21 protein-coding genes and 1 other annotated feature are annotated in these 21,071 nt (G+C 49.1%); of the genes, 18 read left to right on the top strand and 3 right to left on the bottom strand.

Annotated elements, in window-relative coordinates; genetic code table 11:
- Positions 1 to 5: 5 nt before the first annotated feature.
- From dnaI to thrS, 4 genes are all read left to right on the top strand, one after another.
- Positions 6 to 938: a primosomal protein DnaI gene (gene dnaI, locus NSQ39_RS14090; RefSeq protein WP_046129644.1), complete on the top strand. Its 933-nt coding sequence runs from the start codon at positions 6 to 8 to the stop codon at positions 936 to 938.
- A gap of 27 nt (positions 939 to 965) precedes the next feature.
- Entirely contained in the window at positions 966 to 1,598 is a 633-nt protein-coding gene (locus NSQ39_RS14085) for a TVP38/TMEM64 family protein (protein ID WP_175076789.1), read from the top strand.
- Positions 1,599 to 1,675: 77 nt separating this feature from the next.
- Positions 1,676 to 2,518 carry a putative sporulation protein YtxC gene (ytxC, locus tag NSQ39_RS14080; protein WP_046129643.1) on the top strand — a complete coding sequence of 281 codons (843 nt, stop codon included), beginning with the start codon at positions 1,676 to 1,678 and terminating at the stop codon, positions 2,516 to 2,518.
- Positions 2,519 to 2,856: 338 nt separating this feature from the next.
- On the top strand, positions 2,857 to 4,788 hold the full coding sequence (gene thrS, locus NSQ39_RS14075) for a threonine--tRNA ligase (protein ID WP_175076788.1): 1,932 nt from the start codon (positions 2,857 to 2,859) through the stop codon (positions 4,786 to 4,788).
- 29 nt (positions 4,789 to 4,817) lie between these two features.
- Here the strand turns inward: thrS and NSQ39_RS14070 are convergent, their stop codons facing one another.
- Positions 4,818 to 5,609: an HAD family hydrolase gene (locus NSQ39_RS14070; RefSeq protein ID WP_175076787.1), complete on the bottom strand. Its 792-nt coding sequence runs from the start codon at positions 5,607 to 5,609 to the stop codon at positions 4,818 to 4,820.
- Between the two features lie 174 nt (positions 5,610 to 5,783).
- Here NSQ39_RS14070 and NSQ39_RS14065 point away from each other — a divergent pair, with 174 nt between their 5' ends.
- Positions 5,784 to 7,559, top strand: coding sequence for a sensor histidine kinase (locus tag NSQ39_RS14065; protein WP_175076786.1), 1,776 nt, complete (start codon positions 5,784 to 5,786; stop codon positions 7,557 to 7,559).
- Complete coding sequence (locus NSQ39_RS14060; RefSeq protein ID WP_046132156.1) at positions 7,544 to 8,266, top strand: LytR/AlgR family response regulator transcription factor; 723 nt, start codon at positions 7,544 to 7,546, stop codon at positions 8,264 to 8,266. The genes NSQ39_RS14065 and NSQ39_RS14060 overlap by 16 nt, the downstream gene beginning before the upstream one ends.
- Before the next feature lie 8 nt (positions 8,267 to 8,274).
- Here the strand turns inward: NSQ39_RS14060 and NSQ39_RS14055 are convergent, their stop codons facing one another.
- A complete protein-coding gene (locus NSQ39_RS14055; RefSeq protein WP_175076785.1) occupies positions 8,275 to 9,834 on the bottom strand; it encodes an alkaline phosphatase D family protein in 1,560 nt (519 codons plus the stop codon).
- 243 nt (positions 9,835 to 10,077) lie between these two features.
- Here NSQ39_RS14055 and lrgA point away from each other — a divergent pair, with 243 nt between their 5' ends.
- The 6 genes from lrgA (at position 10,078) to NSQ39_RS14025 (ending at position 12,984) form a co-directional block, all read left to right on the top strand.
- On the top strand, positions 10,078 to 10,497 hold the full coding sequence (lrgA, locus tag NSQ39_RS14050; protein WP_175076820.1) for an antiholin-like murein hydrolase modulator LrgA: 420 nt from the start codon (positions 10,078 to 10,080) through the stop codon (positions 10,495 to 10,497).
- A 15-nt stretch (positions 10,498 to 10,512) separates the two neighbouring features.
- Positions 10,513 to 11,196 carry an antiholin-like protein LrgB gene (lrgB, locus tag NSQ39_RS14045; protein ID WP_048353891.1) on the top strand — a complete coding sequence of 228 codons (684 nt, stop codon included), beginning with the start codon at positions 10,513 to 10,515 and terminating at the stop codon, positions 11,194 to 11,196.
- A 136-nt stretch (positions 11,197 to 11,332) separates the two neighbouring features.
- Positions 11,333 to 11,465 (top strand) — a sequence feature (ribosomal protein L20 leader region).
- A gap of 68 nt (positions 11,466 to 11,533) precedes the next feature.
- Positions 11,534 to 12,052 carry a translation initiation factor IF-3 gene (gene infC / locus NSQ39_RS14040; protein ID WP_087962510.1) on the top strand — a complete coding sequence of 173 codons (519 nt, stop codon included), beginning with the start codon at positions 11,534 to 11,536 and terminating at the stop codon, positions 12,050 to 12,052.
- Between the two features lie 17 nt (positions 12,053 to 12,069).
- A complete protein-coding gene (gene rpmI, locus NSQ39_RS14035) occupies positions 12,070 to 12,270 on the top strand; it encodes a 50S ribosomal protein L35 (RefSeq protein WP_003152493.1) in 201 nt (66 codons plus the stop codon).
- Between the two features lie 32 nt (positions 12,271 to 12,302).
- Complete coding sequence (rplT, locus tag NSQ39_RS14030) at positions 12,303 to 12,662, top strand: 50S ribosomal protein L20 (RefSeq protein ID WP_006637946.1); 360 nt, start codon at positions 12,303 to 12,305, stop codon at positions 12,660 to 12,662.
- A 58-nt stretch (positions 12,663 to 12,720) separates the two neighbouring features.
- Positions 12,721 to 12,984, top strand: coding sequence for a DUF1294 domain-containing protein (locus tag NSQ39_RS14025; protein WP_046132159.1), 264 nt, complete (start codon positions 12,721 to 12,723; stop codon positions 12,982 to 12,984).
- A gap of 16 nt (positions 12,985 to 13,000) precedes the next feature.
- On the opposite strand, the gene NSQ39_RS14020 is transcribed toward NSQ39_RS14025, so the two are convergent.
- Positions 13,001 to 13,402, bottom strand: a complete 402-nt coding sequence (locus NSQ39_RS14020; RefSeq protein ID WP_175076784.1) for a sigma-w pathway protein ysdB — start codon at positions 13,400 to 13,402, stop codon at positions 13,001 to 13,003.
- Between the two features lie 166 nt (positions 13,403 to 13,568).
- Here NSQ39_RS14020 and NSQ39_RS14015 point away from each other — a divergent pair, with 166 nt between their 5' ends.
- The 6 genes from NSQ39_RS14015 to NSQ39_RS13990 all read left to right on the top strand — a co-directional run bounded on the left by NSQ39_RS14015 (position 13,569) and on the right by NSQ39_RS13990 (position 21,068).
- The gene (locus tag NSQ39_RS14015; protein ID WP_046132161.1) at positions 13,569 to 14,654 is read left to right on the top strand and encodes a M42 family metallopeptidase; all 1,086 of its coding nucleotides are present in this window, start codon (positions 13,569 to 13,571) and stop codon (positions 14,652 to 14,654) included.
- A 128-nt stretch (positions 14,655 to 14,782) separates the two neighbouring features.
- A complete protein-coding gene (locus tag NSQ39_RS14010; protein WP_175076783.1) occupies positions 14,783 to 15,739 on the top strand; it encodes a glycoside hydrolase family 43 protein in 957 nt (318 codons plus the stop codon).
- 221 nt (positions 15,740 to 15,960) lie between these two features.
- On the top strand, positions 15,961 to 17,442 hold the full coding sequence (araA, locus tag NSQ39_RS14005) for an L-arabinose isomerase (RefSeq protein ID WP_175076782.1): 1,482 nt from the start codon (positions 15,961 to 15,963) through the stop codon (positions 17,440 to 17,442).
- Between the two features lie 16 nt (positions 17,443 to 17,458).
- A complete protein-coding gene (gene araB / locus NSQ39_RS14000) occupies positions 17,459 to 19,138 on the top strand; it encodes a ribulokinase (RefSeq protein ID WP_175076781.1) in 1,680 nt (559 codons plus the stop codon).
- A gap of 28 nt (positions 19,139 to 19,166) precedes the next feature.
- Positions 19,167 to 19,853, top strand: a complete 687-nt coding sequence (gene araD / locus NSQ39_RS13995) for an L-ribulose-5-phosphate 4-epimerase (protein WP_175076780.1) — start codon at positions 19,167 to 19,169, stop codon at positions 19,851 to 19,853.
- Positions 19,854 to 19,871: 18 nt separating this feature from the next.
- Entirely contained in the window at positions 19,872 to 21,068 is a 1,197-nt protein-coding gene (locus tag NSQ39_RS13990) for a sn-glycerol-1-phosphate dehydrogenase (protein WP_046132166.1), read from the top strand.
- Positions 21,069 to 21,071 lie beyond the last annotated feature (3 nt).

The following is a 21,071-nucleotide window of genomic DNA, read 5'->3' as shown; positions in this document are numbered from 1 at the left end:
GAGGTATGGAGCCGATTAAACGAGCTTTACAAGGCGTGACGACAAGGCCTGATTTCCAAAAGCGCCTTGAGGATATGAAGAAAAAAGTCCTTTCCGACCATGATGTTCAGGAATTTCTGAAAACGCACCGGACGGAAGTGGACGAAGGAATGATTGAGAGAAGCTTGAACAAGCTGTATGAATTTACGCAGCAAAGCAAAGCATGCAGCGGCTGTCCAAGCCTGAAAGAATGCAAAAACCTGATTCAGGGGTTTTATCCAAAGCTTGTGCTGAACGGAAAAACGATTGACGTTCAGTATGACACATGCCCTGAAAAGCGAAAAGCCGATGAAAGGGAAAGACAGCGTTCATTGATCAAAAGCATCTACATTCAAAAGGATCTATTGGAAGCTACATTTGCGGATATTGACGGAGACGATCCGAGCAGGCTGAAAGTTCTTCAGCTTGCGACTGAATTCTTCCACGACTATAATGAGACGGGAAAGGGAAAAGGAATTTATATCCATGGGAGATTCGGCGTCGGAAAAACCTTTATGCTGGCGGCCATCGCCAATGAGCTTGCTTCAAAGGACCATCCGTCGATTCTCGTTTATGTTCCCGAGTTTGTCAGGGAGCTGAAAAACGCGATTCACGACCAATCATTGGAGGAAAAGCTGGATATGGTGAAATCAACGCCTGTCCTCTTGCTGGATGATATCGGAGCAGAGTCCATGTCAAGCTGGGTCAGGGATGAAGTGATCGGCACGATTCTTCAGCACAGAATGGCCCAGCAGCTGCCGACGTTTTTCTCTTCAAACTTTGACCCGGATGAGCTGAAGCATCATTTTACGTATTCCCAAAGAGGGGAAAAAGAAGATGTAAAGGCGGCAAGGCTGATGGAGCGGGTGCTGTACCTGGCTACGCCCATCCGTCTTGATGGAAAGAACCGCCGTCAATAATTCCCTTTCATACCAGGAGATGAGGATATGCCGAAAAAAGCCCTCGCAAAGTGGGCGGCGGTGCTGGCGATAGCGGCTGCCGGATTGTGGTTTAACGCAAAGTACTTCAATCTGAATCCAAGCCATATCAGGGAAGGTGTTCTATCCTTCGGCGTTTTTGCCCCGCTCATGTATATCGGATTATTAATGGTCAGGCCGTTTTTGCTTCTGCCCGCCTCCGTTTTTGCCGTAGGCGGCGGACTCGCATTCGGCTCGGTCTATGGATCTCTGTATTCTTTTATAGGAGCCGCCGGCGGAGCGTTTTTATCGTTTGCCGTTGCATACAAGCTCGGCGGAAACATGAAAAACATGCCTTTGAAGCTTGATGCGTTCCGCGCTTTTTTGCAAAAGAACGGTTTTTTCAGCATTTTGCTTTTACGGCTTGCACCGATCCACTTTGATGCGGTCAGCTATGCGGCCGGCGTATCAAAAGTAAAACCGCTGTCGTATTTGGCGGCCACGGCTGCGGGCATTATCCCCGGAACCGTTATTTTAAACGCGCTCGGATCGAGCATCATGTCCGGTGACCTCCTGGCGATTTCGGTCATGGCCGTAATCTACCTCCTTTTTATCACCGTTCCGCTCTTGTTCAGAAAAAAAGTGCAGGAGCTGCTTGATTAAAGGCTTATCCTTTTTTTACGTCTATTTTAGTTGTCCCGCCCATATACATGTACCAGATGTTGTTAGGGGGGACAAACATGCTCGAAATTACATTTGAAGATGATTATGATACAGCCGCGTTTTTGCATCTCCTTCGCAATGCGGATGAAAACCGGCATATCAAGATTCACGAGGCGCCAGGGAAGATCGGAATTGAAAAGACCCATTCCTCTGTCAGTATTCAGGAATACATCCAGCCGATTTTGACGAGATTTTTTACGGAGTGCAAAGAAGACGAATACATGCTTTCGGTCATTGAAGGAGATTACTATTTTTTGGACCGGGATGAGCAGCAGCAGATTCTGCAGCTGGCCCACAGTATCATGGAGGGGGAGCTCGAAGGTCTTCCGCTAAATCATGATGATACCCCTCGCGAATATTTCATCGAGCAGGAGCTCAAGACGATCTGTCTTGAAGAAAACGTCTTTTCGATTCGCTCCTTCATGACGTTCCGGCTCGGAAAATATTATGAGCGATTAAAAGGGTATGTCGAGGCGGCGATCGATGAATACAAAATGGAACAGGAATACCAGACGTTCATTCAATCGCTGAGAGACTACGTGACGAGGAAAGAGCCGGTGCTCGATCATGTGCGCATCGTGCATGACGGCCATTTTGTACTGTGGGAATTGAAATATATTTCAGAGCGGGAACAAAAAAAATACATAGACAGGCGGTTCGTGAGAGAACACCCGATGTATATCGATTCCCATCTGCTCGCTCCGCTCGTGTCGATCGCTCCGAAAAAAATCGACCTGTATACGAAAAACAGCGAGCATGCCATGGTACAGACGATCCAAAATATTTTTCAGGAACGGGTCCGGATTTTTTCTCTTGAATCCTTTCATCCGCAGGAAAACATTTTGGAAGAGCGTTCTTGATTTTGCTTGCAAAACGATTTATAATACATTGTAAACTTTACATTCCATGTATTGATAAGGACACGAAAAAATGAACACCGGTTGGCAGAGAGGGAGACCAAGGCTGCGAGTCTCTTAACCAAGGATCATTTTTTTACCACCTTTGAACATCAGTTGTGAACGGCGTATTGTCAAGTAATGACTGACGGGGCTTCCCGTTACAGAACCGAGAGCCGAAAAAGGCAGGCGATTTTCTGCGTTTTCGGGAAAAAGGGTGGAACCACGAATTCCGTTTATTAATCCTCGTCCCTTTCTTAGGGGGCGGGGTTTTTATTTTGCATAAAAAAGGAGTGACTAGGATGTCAGATATGGTAAAAATCACATTTCCTGACAGAGCGGTTAAGGAGTTTGCAAAAGGGACGACAACAGAAGATATCGCGGCATCGATCAGTCCCGGCTTAAAGAAAAAGGCCATCGCCGGAAAATTAAACAGCAAAGAAATCGATCTGCGCACACCGATCCATGAGGACGGCGCGATTGAGATCATTACGGAAGGCAGCGACGAAGCGCTTGAAATCATGCGCCACAGCACTGCACACTTAATGGCCCAGGCGATTAAGCGGCTTTATCAAAACGTCAAGCTCGGCGTCGGCCCTGTGATCGAAAACGGCTTCTACTATGATGTTGACCTGGAAGAAGCGCTCACACCGGAAGATCTCCCGAAAATCGAGAAAGAGATGAAAAAAATCATCGGAGAAAATCTGCCGATCGTCAGAAAAGAGGTCAGCCGCGAAGAAGCGAAAGCAAGGTTCGCCGAAATCGGCGACGACTTGAAACTGGAGCTGCTTGATGCGATTCCTGAAGGAGAGACGGTATCGATCTATGAGCAAGGCGAGTTCTTCGATTTGTGCCGCGGCGTCCACGTTCCGTCGACGGGAAAAATCAAGGAGTTCAAGCTGCTCAGCCTTGCCGGCGCATACTGGCGCGGCGACAGCAACAATAAGATGCTGCAGCGCATCTACGGTACGGTGTTCTTCAAAAAAGCCGACCTTGAAGAGCATCTGCGCCTGCTTGAAGAAGCGAAAGAACGCGATCACAGAAAGCTCGGAAAAGAATTAAAATTATTCGCGATTTCGCAAAAAGTCGGCCAGGGGCTGCCGCTTTGGCTTCCGAAGGGCGCGACGATCAGACGCGTCATCGAGCGCTATATCGTCGATAAAGAAATCGCCCTCGGCTATGAGCATGTTTATACGCCTGTGCTCGGAAGCAAGGAGCTTTACGAAACATCGGGCCACTGGGATCATTATCAGGATACGATGTTCCCGCCGATGGAAATGGACAATGAAACATTGACGCTTCGTCCGATGAACTGCCCGCATCACATGATGATTTATAAAAACGACATTCACAGCTACCGCGAGCTGCCGATCCGGATCGCAGAGCTCGGAACGATGCACCGCTACGAAATGTCCGGTGCGCTTTCAGGACTCCAGCGCGTCCGCGGCATGACGCTGAATGACGCACATATTTTCGTCCGTCCGGATCAGATCAAGGAAGAATTCATCCGCACCGTCCGCTTGATTCAAGACGTGTACAAAGACTTCGGATTAAACAACTATACATTCCGCCTGTCTTACCGCGATCCGGAGGATACCGAGAAATATTATGATGATGACGAAATGTGGAATAAAGCGCAATCGATGCTGAAAGCAGCGATGGATGAGATGGGGCACGACTACTATGAGGCGGAAGGAGAAGCGGCGTTCTACGGACCGAAGCTCGACGTTCAAGTCAAAACAGCGATCGGCAAAGAAGAAACGCTGTCAACCGTTCAGCTTGACTTCCTGCTTCCTGAAAGATTTGACCTGACATATGTCGGCGAAGACGGCAAACCGCACCGTCCTGTCGTTATTCACAGGGGCGTCGTATCGACAATGGAGCGCTTTGTGGCGTTCTTAATTGAAGAGCATAAAGGCGCGCTTCCGACATGGCTTGCGCCGGTGCAGTTCCAGGTGATCCCTGTATCGCCGTCCGCGCACCTTGACTACGCAAAACAAGTCCAGGAACGGTTGCAGCGCGAAGGATTGCGCGTTGAAGTCGACAGCCGCGATGAAAAGATCGGCTATAAAATTCGTGAAGCGCAAATGCAAAAGATTCCGTACATGCTCGTCGTGGGCGACCAGGAAGCCGAAAACGAAGCGGTCAATGTCCGCAAATACGGAGAGCAAAAATCAGAAACGGTTTCGCTTGAAGATTTCGTAAAAAAAGCCGTTGCTGAAGCAAGAAAATAAAACGAAAAAAAGCATGATTCCATTCGGAGTCATGCTTTTTTTGCGGCCAGAATATCGAACAGTTCGCTTAAATGACGGATTTCGTGGTCGGGTTTTACTTCGGTTTCGTTCACATTGCCTTTGCGGTTGACCCAGACGGTCTGAATGCCTGCTCTGGATGCGCCGAGAATATCTGTGTTCAAATTATCCCCGACCATCACGGCGTCTTCTTTCGCAATGCCGAGAAGATGAAGACAGTGTTCAAAAATGCTCGGGTCAGGCTTCCCTTTTCCGAAATTTCCGGAAATGACGATTTCCTTGAAATAAGGGGCAAGCTCAGGCACGCCGGCCAATTTTTCTCTTTGCAGGCTCGGATCACCGTTTGTCAGCAATAACAGCTCGAATTTTCCTTTTAATTCATCCAAAACGGCAAATGTTTCTTCATAGACGAAAGGGCTCTTCCGGCGCACGGCCGCAAAATATTCGCCCAGCTCTTCCCCGAAAGCGGGATCATCGATTCCGGATGCTTTCAGCCCGTTTGTCCATGCGTTTTTTCTGTATTCAGGGACGATTTTGTTCAGCTTTTGAAATCCTTCGCTGATCGGGTCGCTGAAATTCGACCAAAGCCCTTCAAACGGATTGATGCCGATCATCACGGTGTAGGGATACGTTTCATAAGATGTGTAAAGATCGCGCGCTGCCCGGCGTACAGCGGCTTCGAATTCATCCGAGCCGATCCCGTATTTTTTTTCGGCTTTCATACACGTTTCGGCAAATGCCGTACTGACGCTTTTTTCATCCCAGAGCAATGTGTCGTCTAAATCAAAAAATACGGCTTTCATGATCGTCTCCTCTGTCATGGATTTATCAATGTCTCATTTATTTTACAATAGATCAATAGGATGATAAAGCAGAGATTTTAAGAATGTGATGTGATAAAGCGCGAAAGTTTGAATGGCGATAGATATGATAAAATGAGGGCGGACTCAAAATTTGTGAGAAAGCAAGGGGATAACATGATCCATTTAATGATCATGATGCTGGAAAGAGTGGGGATCATCGTGATCCTTGGTTTTATTCTCGCCCATATGAAGGTGTTCCGGCAGCACCTTCAGCATCCGGAAGGATATAAGGGGAAGGCCGTTCTCATTTGTATCTTTTCACTTTTCAGCATTATCAGCAACTATACGGGAATTGAGATTCGAGATCACGAGATTTTAAACAATGATTGGATTTTTGCGATCGACCCGTCGAGCTCGATCGCCAATACGAGAATTCTCGGAGTCGAAATCGGCGGCTTGATCGGGGGGCCCTTCGTTGGCGCCGGGGTCGGGATTCTTGCGGGAATTCACCGTTTTTCGCTTGGAGGAAGTACGGCTTTAAGCTGTGCGGTTTCTTCCGTGTTGGCGGGGGTTATATCGGGTTATATCGGGCGTTTTTTCCGGAAGAGGCACCAAATGGTGACGCCGCGGGTCGCGGCTCTTGCAGGCATTTCAATGGAAGCGCTGCAAATGATGATGATCATCATGCTTGCTGCGCCGCGGTCAGACGCTGTAGCGCTCGTTCAGATGATCGGCATCCCGATGGTCATCGTCAATGGGACAGGCAGTTTTATCTTTCTGTCGATCATTCAATCGATTATCCGTAAAGAAGAACAGGCAAAAGCCATGCAGACGCACAAGGTGTTTTCGATTGCCGATCAGACGCTGCCGTTTTTCCGCCAGGGGCTGAATGAGACATCGTGCAAAAGCGCGGCCCTGATTATTCATCAGATGACAGGCACGGATGCCGTGTCGATTACAGACAGGGAAACGATTCTCGCGCATGTCGGCGAAGGGGCTGATCACCATATTCCTTCGAGAAGCCTGATCACCGGTTTATCGAAAAAAGTCATCAAAACGGGGAAAGTCATGAAGGTGAAATCGCGCGACGAAATCGAGTGCACCCATCACTCTTGCCCGCTTCAGGCCGCGATTGTGCTGCCCCTGATCTCCAACCGGAAGACGATCGGCACTCTGAAGCTGTACTTCAAGAATCCGGCGGGGCTAAACCGCGTGGCAGAAGAGCTTGCCGAAGGCCTTGCGATGCTTTTTTCAACACAGCTTGAGCTCGGGGAAGCGGAGCTGCAAAAGAAGCTATTGAAAGATGCCGAAATCAAAGCGCTGCAAGCTCAGGTCAATCCGCATTTTTTATTCAATGCGATTCATACGATCTCAGCATTGTGCCGGACAGACGCCGAAAAAACGAGAAAGCTCCTGCTTCAGCTCAGCGTCTATTTCCGCTCAAACCTGCAGGGGGCGAGGCAGCTATTGATTCCGCTCTCAAAGGAGCTGAACCATCTTGAAGCATATTTATCCTTGGAGCAGGCGCGTTTTCCGGGAAAATATACAATCGATTTTCACATTGAGGACGGGCTTGAACATATGGAAATACCGCCATTTATTTTGCAGATGCTTGTGGAAAACGCGCTGCGCCACGCTTTTCCGAAAAAACAGAAGACGTGCAGGGTGACCGTTTGCGTCCGTTCGGAGCAAGGCGGCGTCCTCATGAAGGTGTCAGACAATGGCAGGGGAATCGAGCCCGGGATGCTGGAGCAATTGGGAAAAACGCCGTCGTCTTCAAAGGAAGGAAACGGGACGGCGCTTTACAATCTGAACCAGCGGCTGACGGGCCTGTTCGGACAGCAGGCCGCTTTAAAACTGTCCAGTGAACGCGATAAAGGAACTGAAGTGTCTTTCAAAATTCCTTTTAAATCGCAAAGGGAGGATGAAGATCGATGCTTAAGGTATTAATCGTTGACGATGAAATGTTTGCCCGCGACGAATTGAGATATTTGCTGGAGCGGACGAAAGAAGTGGGTACGATAGACGAAGCTGAACATATCGAAGAAGCATTTGACAAAATGGCGGACCAAAAGCCGGATATTCTTTTTTTAGACATCGATTTGTCAGGGGAAAACGGATTCGACATCGCCAAGCGCCTGAAAAAAATGTCGGCGCCGCCGGCTGTCGTGTTTGCCACGGCATATGACGAATATGCGCTGAAAGCATTTGAAGTCGATGCGATCGACTATTTGACAAAGCCCTTTGATGAAGAGCGCATCAGACAAACGATCAAAAAATACAGACGAATGCACCCGGAAAACAACGAGGAAAAGCCGCCGTCCGGCCATCAAAGGCTTGCTCTCAACGTTGACGAGTCGATCGTGATCCTCGACGCTGCTGAAATCGTCTATGCCGGATTGAAAGACGGCCGGGTCATCGTCAAAACCTTTGATACGTCGTATGCAGTCCACGATACGCTGGTCGTGCTTGAGCAAAAGCTTCCGCAATCTTTGTTTATCAGGGTTCACAGAAGCTTTTTGGCCAACATGGGCCATATGAAAGAGGTAAAGCCTTGGTTCAACTCGACGTATAATCTGCTGATGAAAGACGGCTCAACGATTCCTGTCAGCCGTACATATGCAAAAGAACTGAAAAAACTGCTTCATTTGATGTGAAGCAGTTTTTAATGAATCCTTTGCAGTCCCGGACGGCCAGCTTCAATGACAAAGCCCGCATATGTCGAGACAGGAGCTCCCGGGCGGGTAATGTAAGGAAGAACCTGAAAGTCGGCTTTGAGCTGTTTGGGAGTCATCGTACAGCGGACGTAGCCGCGCTGTGCATTGTACAGCTTGACATGGGGATTTCCCAGCCAGATCGGTGCCAGCGAATCGGTTTCTGACCCATCGCCGTCTGAGGAGATGGATGTGGTAATCAGCTCTGTGCCGATCGTTTTTGACTGAGGATCATTGAAATCTGCTTTCAGATCCGCAGCGGCGTGTCGATGGATGTCCCCCGTCAGAACGACGGGATTTTGGATGCCGCATGTTTGATATGCGGAGAAAAGCCTGTCGCGCGTAGCGGGATAGCCGTCCCACTGATCGACGCTGTACGCCGTTCCCGGTCCGGTGTCGCGGTCGATTTGCGCCAAAACGACCTGCTGCGTGAGCATATTCCAAATTGCATTCGACCTGCTCAGCCCGCGGAACAGCCACTGCTCCTGGGCTTTTCCGAGTATGGACCGGGACGGATCGAGCCGTTCCCGCTCGTTTGCCGGATATTTGCTGCGGTACTGCCGGGTGTCAAGGACGTTGAATTCAGCCAGGTTTCCATAGCGGAAACGCCGGTACATGAGCATATCCGGCCCCTTTGGAATCGAGGCGCTTCTGACCGGAATGTTTTCATAAAAAGCTTGATAGGCGGCTGCGCGCTGCTTGAGAAACTCTTCGACAGAAGGGTTATATTGCGAATACACGCCGGCATAATTGTTTTCCACTTCATGGTCATCCATGGTCACGATCCAAGGCGCTAATGCGTGGATCGCCTGGAGGTCAGGATCGGTCTTGAAAAGGGAGTACCGCAGACGATATTGGCTGAGGGTGACAGTCTTTGCATTGTGCACATCGGACAGCTTGACATCCCGGTAAAGATTGTTTTCATTAATGGGATATTCGTAAATATAGTCGCCAAGGAAAAACACGACGTCGGGATGGTCCGCGGCCATGTGGCGATAAGCGGTGAAATAGCCGTGGTACCAGGCCTGGCACGATGCAAGGGAAAATGACATCCCGGCAAGATCGGCATACGGAGGAGGCGCGGTTTTCGTGCGGCCGACCCGGCTGATCTCATCACCCGCTTTGAATCTGTACCAATAATATCTTGCCGGCTTCAGTCCGTTCACTTCGACATGGACCGAGTGGGCAAGCTCCGGGAGGGCTGATGCCGTTCCGCGCCTGACGATTTTGCGAAAATGCTCATCTTCGGCGATCTCCCACCTGACCGGCACACTCCTGTCCGGCATTCCGCCCAAACCGTCTTCAGCAAGCGGGTCCGGTGCAAGTCTCGTCCATAATACAAATCCGTCCGGGAGCGGTTCGCCCGAGGCCACTCCCAGCTTAAACGGGTCGTCCGTAAACACCGGTGATTCTGCGGCGAGGGAATCGTCTTCAGGTTCCAATCCCCGGTTGATCAAGGATGCAAGTTCTAAGCGCCGTCCGGGCATGCCGGTCTGTTTTCCGGTATGCATATTTTTCTTTAGGCCCCCTTTCTTTTTTCACGTTACTAACTATACGATGGATGCTTGCCAATTAGCACAAATTGGAATGGATATATTGTGAAAATCGGCAAGCGCCCATACCGGGGAAGATCTGTATTTCACCGCCCGATTTCTGCAACTGATCTTCGATATCCGGCGAGTTTTAATGAAAGCGCTTTTTCTCCGGGCTTTGTTTTATATAATGATGCCAACAAAGCCAAAGAGGTGATCGACATGAGTGCGAAAAAGGTATACGGCTTTTTAACACAGGCATGTATTTTCGCTGTCATTATGCTTGTTTCAAACGGAATCGCCGGTTTGCTGCCCATTCCGATTCCGGCATCAGTCATTGGGCTGGTTCTTTTATTCACGCTGTTATGCATGAAGGTAGTCAAGCTTGAGCAGGTCGAATCGCTCGGCGCGGCATTAACCTCTCTCATCGGATTTTTATTCGTTCCTTCGGGGATTTCCGTCATGAATTCGCTCGGTGTCATGGAAAAATACGGATTGTTGATCGTGTTCGTTATTCTTCTGGCTACCGTCATTTTGCTTGGCGCAACCGGACTGTTTTCTCAGATAATTCTGTCCGCCGGCGGCAAAAAGCGGGAAGCCGGGACGCTTGAAACAGAAACAGCCAAAAAAACAGCTTCTTAAAGGGGGTTTTCAGGTATGTCACCGTATTTCGGCATCGTCGTATCGCTTGCCGCTTTCGGGATCGGCACTTATCTTTTTAAAAAAACAAACGGATTTTTCTTGTTTACGCCTTTGTTCGTCGCCATGGTGCTCGGCATCGCATTCCTTAAAATCGGTGGTTTTTCGTATGAGGATTACAAAAGCGGGGGAGATATCATTAAGTTCTTTTTAGAGCCCGCAACGATCGCGTTTGCGATTCCTTTATACAAGCAGGCGGCTACATTGAAGAAGTATTGGTGGCAGATTCTCTCGGCCATCGTTGCCGGCTCCGTCTGTTCGGTCGCCGTCGTTTATCTCATTGCAAAAGGAATCCACCTTGACGACGCCGTCATGAAGAGCATGCTGCCGCAGGCTGCCACAACGGCGATCGCTCTGCCGTTATCAAAAGGCATCGGCGGCATCACGGACATTACGGCATTTGCGGTTATTTTTAACGCTGTCATCGTCTATGCGCTTGGGGCGCTCTTCTTAAAACTCTTTCGCGTAAAGAATCCGATCGCAAAAGGCTTGGCGCTTGGTACGTCAGGACATGCCCTCGGCGTGGCTGTCGGGATCGAAATGGGGGAAGTCGAAGCCGCCATGGCAAGCATTGCAGTCGTTGTCGTCGGCGTTGTGACCGTGTTCGTCATTCCGGTGTTCATTCAGATCGTCGGCGGATAAGAGGCTCGAAAAAAGAAAAATAAAATCAGCGTTGCGATTTTAAATACGACCTGTTATAATAACGAATGTTGCAATAAATTTTATATCTTGACTTGAAAGATTTATTTATGTAAGATGGATAATGAATTGAATATATATCAACAAGCAGAAGCACCCGCTTCTCACCTGATTGACACATTCTTGTAGTTGGCAGGTTAAACGTACATTCTTATTTTTTCATGCAGATGTTCGCAGTGTGGGTGTTTTTATGCCCGCACTTTTTGTTTGCCTGTGAAAATGCAATGAAGCGGTCAAAATGAGTTGTGAAATCAATTCAAAGATTCTATGGAGGTGGCTCATTATTAGCAAAGATCAATTGGTTAATGAGGGTATCCGTGCGCGTGAGGTTCGTTTGATCGGACAAAATGGCGACCAGCTTGGGATCAAATCCCGCCAGGAAGCACTTGAAATTGCCGGTCGCGCCAATCTTGACCTTGTGTTAGTTGCAGCAAATGCAAAACCGCCTGTCTGCCGGATTATGGACTACGGAAAGTACAGATTCGAGCAGCAGAAAAAGGAAAAAGAAGCACGCAAAAATCAAAAAATCATTAACTTAAAAGAAGTGCGGCTGAGCCCTGGTATTGAAGAGCACGACTTTAATACAAAGCTTCGCAACGCCATCAAGTTTCTGCAAAAAGGGGACAAAGTGAAAGCATCCATCCGCTTTAAAGGCCGCGCGATCACGCATAAAGAAATCGGACAGCGCGTGCTTGACCGTTTTTCGGAAGCATGCGCGGAAGTTGCGACCGTTGAAACGAAGCCGAAAATGGACGGCCGCAGCATGTTCCTGGTGCTTGCACCTAAAAATGAAAAGTAATTAAGGAGGAAACATCCATGCCAAAAATGAAAACTCACCGCGGATCTGCGAAACGTTTTAAAAAGACAGGTTCCGGGAAACTGAAACGTTCTCATGCATATACAAGCCACTTGTTCGCAAATAAATCTCAAAAACAAAAACGCAAGCTTCGCAAAGGCGCGATCGTCAGCGCAGGCGATTTCAAACGCATCAAGCAGCAGCTTGCTAACATTAAGTAATTCGGAAAAGGGATAATTAGGAGGGAAATCTAATGCCAAGAGTAAAAGGCGGAACTGTTACACGCAAACGTCGTAAAAAGGTTCTTAAATTAGCAAAAGGTTATTTTGGTTCAAAACATACATTATATAAAGTAGCTAACCAGCAAGTGATGAAATCCGGAAACTACGCTTTCCGTGACCGTCGTCAGAAAAAACGCGACTTCCGCAAACTGTGGATCACTCGTATCAATGCCGCAGCTCGTATGAACGGCCTTTCTTACAGCCGTTTAATGCACGGTCTGAAACTTTCCGGCATCGAAGTAAACCGCAAAATGCTTGCCGATCTTGCTGTAAACGATCTTTCTGCATTCAATCAGCTTGCTGACGCTGCTAAAGCTCAATTAAACAAATAATGAAAAGGGCCGCGTTTAAGCGGCCCTTTTCATTTAAGGGCAAGGGGAGAAACACCGAATGCATCTGATGCTGATATTCTTTATGATCATTAACGGATACGGCTTTTTCATGATGAGAGCAGACAAACGAAGAGCCGTCCAACACAAATGGAGGGTGCCTGAACGCCGCATCTGGCTTACTGCGGCTGCATTCGGTTCCGCGGGTGTCTGGCTCGGCATGATCCTTTTCAGACATAAAACGAAGCACTTGTCCTTTCGGCTCGGAATCCCCTTCCTCTTCGTGATTCAAGCCGCATTGGCGGGCTTTTATTTCATGAACTGAAAAAGCAGAAGAGGCGCTAATGCTCTTCTGCTTTTTTATGTTTCCATTTTTTAATCGATGAATCCCAATCGATTTTGCAATCGGGGTAGCGGGTTTTGATTTTGTTTTCCAATTCGCTGAAATCCTCATTTGTGAAAGTCCTGAGCTTTTCTTCTGAAGCATCCATCCACACGAAGATCGTATGGATAAACAGAGGGTGGTCTTTGGAAGGAATGTGTTTTTCCCCTTCGAACAGTACGCCTTTGAACGTTAGCTTGAAATTTTTGCGCGTGTTTTTTTGTTCGTCCAAAAAATAAAAACCTTTTTTTGCCTGCGCCGATTTCAGTCTGCGTTTCGGATCACCGAAAAACTGAACAACTTTGAATACGACATAGAGCAACAGCGCAAGCAAAACGATTCTCAGAATGATAACAGCCATTTTTAAATGAACCTCCCGTAAAAGAAATTCAGGTATATCTGAATATATACGAACGGCACAGCGGAAGGTTTCATTTTTTTATCCAAAAAAGCGGCTTGATCGTATTGAATAGGATTGTTTTTGTATAATAGTAATTGAGGGTTAATTAAAGGAGGCTGTAAGAGAAATGGCAAAGCTAGATGAAACGCTTACGATGCTGAAAGAACTAACAGATGCAAAAGGAATTCCAGCGAATGAAAAAGAACCCAGACAAGTCATGAAATCATACATAGAGCCGTATGCCGACGAGGTTACGACAGACAGACTCGGCAGTTTGATCGCCAAAAAGACCGGACAGACAGACGGGCCGAAGATCATGATTGCCGGCCACCTTGATGAAGTCGGTTTTATGGTGACGCGCATTGATGACAGGGGCTATCTTCGCTTTCAAACGGTCGGGGGCTGGTGGTCACAGGTCATGCTGGCGCAGCGTGTAACGGTCGTAACCAAAAAAGGGGACATCACAGGCGTGATCGGTTCCAAACCCCCTCATGTCCTGTCGCCTGAAGCGCGCAAAAAACCGGTTGAGATCAAAGACATGTTCATTGACATCGGGGCTTCAAACAGGGAGGAAGCGATGGAATGGGGCGTTCTTCCCGGAGATCAGGTTGTCCCGTACTTTGAATTCACAGTCATGAACAATGAAAAAATGCTGCTTGCAAAAGCGTGGGACAACCGTATCGGCTGCGCCATTGCGATAGACGTTTTGAAAAACTTAAAAGGCTCTGACCATCCGAATGTTGTGTACGGCGTCGGGACGGTTCAGGAAGAAGTCGGATTGCGCGGCGCCAAAACCGCCGCACATACGATCAAGCCTGACATCGCATTCGGGGTCGACGTCGGAATTGCCGGAGATACGCCGGGAATTTCTGAAAAAGAATCGACGAGCAAGATGGGGAAAGGCCCGCAAATCATTCTGTATGATGCTTCAATGGTTTCCCATAAAGGGCTCCGCGATTTCGTCACAAAAGTTGCAGATGAAGCCGGGATTCCATACCAATATGATGCCCTTTCAGGAGGAGGAACCGATTCAGGCTCGATCCACCTGACCGCAAACGGGGTGCCGGCTCTTTCGATTACGATCGCAACCCGCTACATCCATACGCATGCGGCGATGCTTCATCGCGATGATTATGAAAATGCCGTCAAATTAATTACCGAAGTTATCAAGCGATTGGATAACGAAACGGTCGAGCAGATTACATTTGATTGATGAAATAAGCTGACAGCTGCTAACATGCTGTCAGCTTATTTTTTTTGGAATATCATAGAAAGCGCTTACATATATTCCGGAATGACTTCTGAAAGAGGTTACAATACATCGGATGGGAGAGTGGTTTTGTGAAGCGCAAATTGCGGAGAATTTGTACCGCGGGGGCATTGATCATCGGTCTGGTGCTGGCGTCTGAATCGGCTTCAGCTGCATTTTGGGATACGAAGGGAGACAACGTCATTCATGATCCTTCCATGATCAAAGAAGGAAATACGTGGTATACCTTTGGAACGGGGATTGGAAATGGACTGCGCGTCATCAAATCGAATGACGGAATTACGTGGAGTGCGGCGCCGAGTATTTTTCCAGCGCCGTTGGCATGGTGGAAAACGTACGTACCAAATCATGAAAAGAATCAGTGGGCGCCGGATATCAGTTATTATAACGGGCGGTACTGGCTTTATTATTCAATCTCTTCGTTCGGATCAAATACTTCGGCGATCGGGCTCGCTTCGACAGACAGTCTCGCTTCACGGAAATGGCGCGATGACGGGCTTGTGGTCAGGACGACTTCAGCTGACAATTATAATGCGATCGACGGAGATTTAGTGATTGACAAAGACGGAAACCCGTGGCTTTCTTTCGGCTCTTTTTGGAGCGGCATCAAGCTGACAAAGCTCGATAAAAAAACGATGAAGCCGACGGGAACGCTTTATTCCATCGCCGCAAGGCCGAATAACGGCGGGGCTGTTGAAGCGCCGAATATTACGTATAAAGACGGCTACTATTATTTGTTCGTTTCATTTGACAGATGCTGCCTCGGGGTGAACAGCACGTACAAAATCGCTTACGGCCGTTCAAAAAATATCACAGGTCCTTACTATGATAAAAACAGCAAGAATATGCTCGAGGGAGGAGGAACGATATTAGACGCCGGAAATGACCGCTGGAAAGGGCCGGGGCATCAGGATGTAGTCGACAATTCCATCATTGTCAGACACAGCTATGATGCGCTTGACAACGGAGTCTCCAAATTACTGATCAATGATTTGTACTGGGATTCCGCGGGCTGGCCGTCGTATTAGCGATTGCAGCAAGCTAAGCAGATGTTTTGCTTGGCTTTTTTCTTTTTTTGTTCAAAAAAATGCCTGAAATGTAATTGACAGTATGTGGTGTAAAGAATATAATGAACTCGTTCGTACAAATATATAGCATGATTTTAGATGTCCGTACGTATTAAGAGGTTTTTGTAAGCGCTTCATTTTGGTAGTTTCATAATGTATGCCGGAGCAAAGGAGGAAAAATCTTGTTTCAATCAAAAGCGTACGAATTTTGGTTTGTTGCGGGGAGCCAGCATTTATACGGAGAAGAAGCTGTCAGAGAAGTAGAAGAGCATGCAAACATCATGTGCAGGGGATTAAACGACGGTTCAATGAGGTACAGCGTCAAATATAAAGCGGTTGCCACCTCGCCTGACGGGGTCAGAAAACTGATCAGAGAAGCGAATTGCGATGATGCATGCGCCGGCGTCATCACTTGGATGCACACGTTTTCACCGGCGAAAATGTGGATTCCGGGACTGGCGGAACTGAAAAAGCCGCTGCTTCACTTTCATACTCAATTTAACAGAGACATTCCGTGGGAAACGATCGATATGGATTTTATGAATATCAACCAGTCTGCACACGGAGACCGCGAATACGGATTTGTCGGAACGAGATTGGGGCTGAATCGAAAAGTCATCGTCGGCCATTGGGAAGACGCCGGAGTAAAAAAGGAGATCGACCGGTGGATGAGCGCTGCTGTGGCCTCAATTGAAAACCGCCATATCAAAGTGGCCCGCTTTGGTGACAACATGCGCAATGTGGCGGTCACGGAAGGGGACAAAATCGAAGCTCAAATTCAGCTCGGCTGGTCTGTCGACGGATATGGGATCGGTGACCTCGTCCGGGAGATCAAAGCGGTATCGAAAGAAAGCGTAAATGAACTGATTGCCGAATATGAAGAGCTTTACGAGTGCCCCGAAGACGGTGCGGCCCGTGAATCCGTAAAAGAGCAGGCCCGCATTGAGCTTGGCTTAAAGCGCTTTCTTTCGGACGGAGGCTATACCGCCTTTACGACGACCTTTGAAGACTTGCACGGTATGAAGCAGCTTCCGGGGTTGGCCGTTCAGCGCCTGATGGCTGAAGGCTACGGCTTCGGCGGAGAGGGAGACTGGAAAACGGCTGCGCTTGTCAGGATGATGAAAGTGATGGCAGACGGAAAAGAAACGTCGTTCATGGAAGATTACACATACCATTTTGAACCGGGCAACGAAATGATTCTCGGGTCGCACATGCTTGAAGTGTGCCCGTCGATTGCCGAAACGAAGCCGCGAATCGAAGTGCATCCTTTGTCGATCGGCGGAAAGGACGATCCGGCCCGTTTGGTCTTTGACGGAATGGCGGGTCCTGCTGTCAACGTTTCTTTAGTCGATATGGGCGGGCGTTTCCGGCTTGTCATCAATGAGGTCGATGCTGAAAGGGTCCAGCATGAGATGCCGAACCTTCCGGTGGCGCGCGTCCTTTGGAAGCCGCAGCCGTCCCTCAAAACGTCTGCAGAGGCGTGGATATTGGCGGGGGGAGCCCATCACACGTGCCTTTCCTATCGGCTTACCGCAGAACAAATGCTGGATTGGGCTGACATGACGGGCATTGAAGCGGTGCTGATCAACCGTGACACAAAGATAGCAAACCTTCGCAACGAACTCAAATGGAGTGAAGCAGCATACCGGCTTTACAAGTTTTAAGGAGGCGCGCAAGCTTATGGCATTTGCAATCGGAGTTGATTTCGGAACATTGTCGGGAAGAGCCGTCCTGGTCAACGTCCAGACGGGAGAGGAAATTGCGACAGCAGTAAAAGAATATACGCACGGCGTGATTGACCGCGAATTGCCGGGGACAAAGAAAAAGCTCCCGAGGGACTGGGCGCTTCAGCATCCTGCTGATTACATCGAAGTGCTGGAAGGGACGATTCCGAGCCTTTTGCGGCAGTCGAAAGTCGATCCAAAAGAGATCATCGGTATCGGCATCGATTTTACGGCATGTACGATTCTGCCTGTAGATAAGGACAGAACCCCGCTTTGCATGAGGGAGGAATACGCGGAAGAGCCCCACAGCTATGTGAAGCTTTGGAAGCATCACGCCGCACAGGAGCAGGCAAACAGGCTGAATCAACTGGCAGAGAAACGAAACGAAGCGTTTCTGAAAACGTACGGCGGAAAAATTTCCTCCGAATGGCTCGTGCCGAAAGTGATGCAAATCGCAGAAGAAGCACCGCATATATACGATGCCGCCGCCGAGATCATGGAGGCTGCGGACTGGATCGTATACAGGCTGTGCGGAAAGATGAAACGAAACAATTGTACGGCGGGCTATAAGGCGATCTGGAATCGTATGGACGGCTATCCTTCGGAAGATTTTTTCGCAGCTTTGCATCCGAAGCTGAAACATGTCGTTCAGGAAAAATTGACAGAAGACATTTATCCGATAGGGGAGAAAGCCGGCGGTTTAACTGATGAAATGGCAGCTAAAACGGGGCTTTTGCCGGGTACAGCGGTCGCGGTTGCCAATGTCGATGCCCATGTGTCAGTTCCGGCGGTCGGCATTACAGAGCCGGGGAAAATGCTGATGATCATGGGGACATCCACTTGCCACATGCTGCTCGGCGAGGACGTCCGAATGGTGCCGGGAATGTGCGGAGTCGTGGAAAACGGCATTCTGCCGGGTTATGTCGGCTATGAAGCGGGCCAATCGTGCGTCGGCGATCATTTTCATTGGCTGATCGAGCACTTCGTGCCGGAAAGCTATGCGAAAGAAGCTGAAGCAGTGGGGATATCGATTTACGAGCTGCTGTCCCGAAAGGCGGACAGATTGGGAGTCGGCGAAAGCGGTCTGCTTGCATTGGATTGGTGGAACGGAAACCGTTCGACGCTCGTCGATGCGGATTTGACCGGGATGATGCTCGGGATGACCTTATCAACGAAGCCTGAGGAGATATTCCGTGCGTTGGTTGAAGCAACCGCATTCGGGACGAGAAAGATCATCGAAACGTTCCGGCAGAGCGGCGTGCCGATCGAAGAGCTGTATGCCGCCGGGGGAATTGCCGAAAAAAACCCGTTTATCATGCAGATATATGCTGATGTGACAAATATGGAAATTAAAATTTCCGGTTCTCCGCAAGCCCCGGCATTAGGTTCGGCGATATTCGGAGCGGTTGCGGCCGGAAGCGAAAACGGCGGATATGATCAGATCGAAGAGGCTGTCATGCATATGGGAAAAGTAAAAGATCACACGTATAAGCCGATTCCGGAAAACGTGACATTGTACGATCAGCTTTACGCAGACTACAAGGAGCTTTACGAATTCTTCGGAAAACAAAACAATGTCATGAAACGCCTTAAAAAGCTGAAAAACATCCAGTCCGTCAGCGCCGCCGTCCGGTAAATCGCAAAATCAAAAGGAGGAGAACCTTGTGCTGGAGGCTTTAAAGGAACAAGTGTTAAAAGCGAATTTACAGCTTGTGGAGCACCGGCTCGTCACGTTTACATGGGGAAATGTCAGCGGGATCGACCGTGATAAAAACTTGATCGTCATCAAGCCGAGCGGCGTGAAATACAGCGAATTAAAAGCGGAAGATTTAGCCGTGCTGAACCTGGACGGAGAGATTGTCGAGGGAAAGCTGAAGCCGTCTTCGGATACGCCGACGCACATTTACCTTTACAAAGAGTTTCAAACGATAGGCGGAATCGTCCACACCCATTCCCCGTGGGCGACGAGCTGGGCGCAGTCAGGCAGGGACATCCCTTCATTGGGAACGACTCACGCGGATTACTATCACGGCGATATTCCCTGTACGAGGGAAATGCGTGCTGATGAAATCGCGGAACAATACGAATTAAATACCGGAAAAGTCATCAGGGAGACGTTTCAGCACCTTGATCCGCGCGACATTCCAGGCGTTCTCGTCAACAATCACGGTCCGTTTTGCTGGGGGGAAGATGCCTTGACGGCCGTGCACAACGCCGTTGTCCTGGAAGAGGTCGCAAAAATGGCCTATCATTCGCTCATGCTGAATCCGTCGCTACATCCGATCAGCGGTGTCTTGCTCGATAAGCACTTTTTCCGGAAGCACGGGGCTGACGCGTATTACGGCCAATAGGAGGAGTGAGGGATAATCATGAATGACTTGATCTCTTATATGAAAAAGACGTTGGGCGACTGCGGGTGCGGAGCCGTCCATTTCCCGCTTACGGTTGAAAAAATCGCGATTGGCGAACATGCTGTCGAAAACGAAATGCCTGCCTTTATAAAAGCCGCTTCATTTCAAAACATTGCTATCGTTTGTGATGAAACGACCGGCCGAATCGCGGGAGAACGGCTGGCGTCTCTCCTTCAGGAAACGGCGGAGGTATCCCTTGTCAAGCTTGAGGCGAATGCGGCAGGGGATGTCATAGCAGATGAGAAAACGATGGTCAAGGCATTGATCGATGCGCCGATCGATGCGGATGCGCTCATTGCCGCAGGTGCGGGGACGATCCATGATATCGTCAGGTTTTGCGCCTATCAGCGAGGCATTCCGTTTATTTCGGTGCCTACTGCACCGTCGGTTGACGGTTTTACATCGGCCGGAGCTCCGCTCATTATAAACGGTACAAAGCAGACGATTCAAACGACGGCGCCTGTTGCGCTATTTGCAGATATCGAGCTTTTGCGGAATGCGCCGCAAAACATGATCGCCGCGGGATTCGGCGATATGCTCGGCAAAATAACGTCGCTCGCCGACTGGGAGATCTCCCGTTCGCTTGCTGATGAACCATACTGTCCGACCGCTTGCGCCATCACGAGAAAAGCGCTTGATCAGTGTCTGTCCAGGATCGATGACATCGCGGCAAAATCGCGGGAGGGCATCGAAAAATTGATGGAATCGCTGATCGTTTCAGGCCTTGTCATGCTGATGCTCGACCATTCAAGACCTGCTTCCGGAGGTGAGCACCACCTCTCCCATTACCTTGAGATGAAAGCGCTCGAAAACAGCAAGCGGCAGATTCTCCACGGGGCAAAAGTAGGCTGCGCTTCCATCATGCTTGCGGATGTTTACCGTTCTCTTAAAGACCGGGATTTCGGCGATGAACACGTCGCAAAAACGGTTCGTTCCGCCTATGAAAAGCTTCCCGGCGGAGAGGAGATGGCGGAATGGATGAGAAAAGTCGGCGGGCCGGTATCATTTACAGACCTCGATATTGACGAGCCTTTGCTTATGGAGGCGATGGCCCGGGCCCACAACCTCAGGGACCGGTACACGGGTCTTGCCATCATGAATCAATACGGACTTTTGCCTGACATCAGGCAGCATGTCAAACATGAAAGGGGTTAAAAC

The sequence above is a fragment of the Bacillus sp. FSL W8-0848 genome (assembly GCF_038007805.1).
GTDB lineage: Bacteria > Bacillota > Bacilli > Bacillales > Bacillaceae > Bacillus > Bacillus glycinifermentans.
This window is presented reverse-complemented; position numbering and strand designations above follow the sequence as displayed.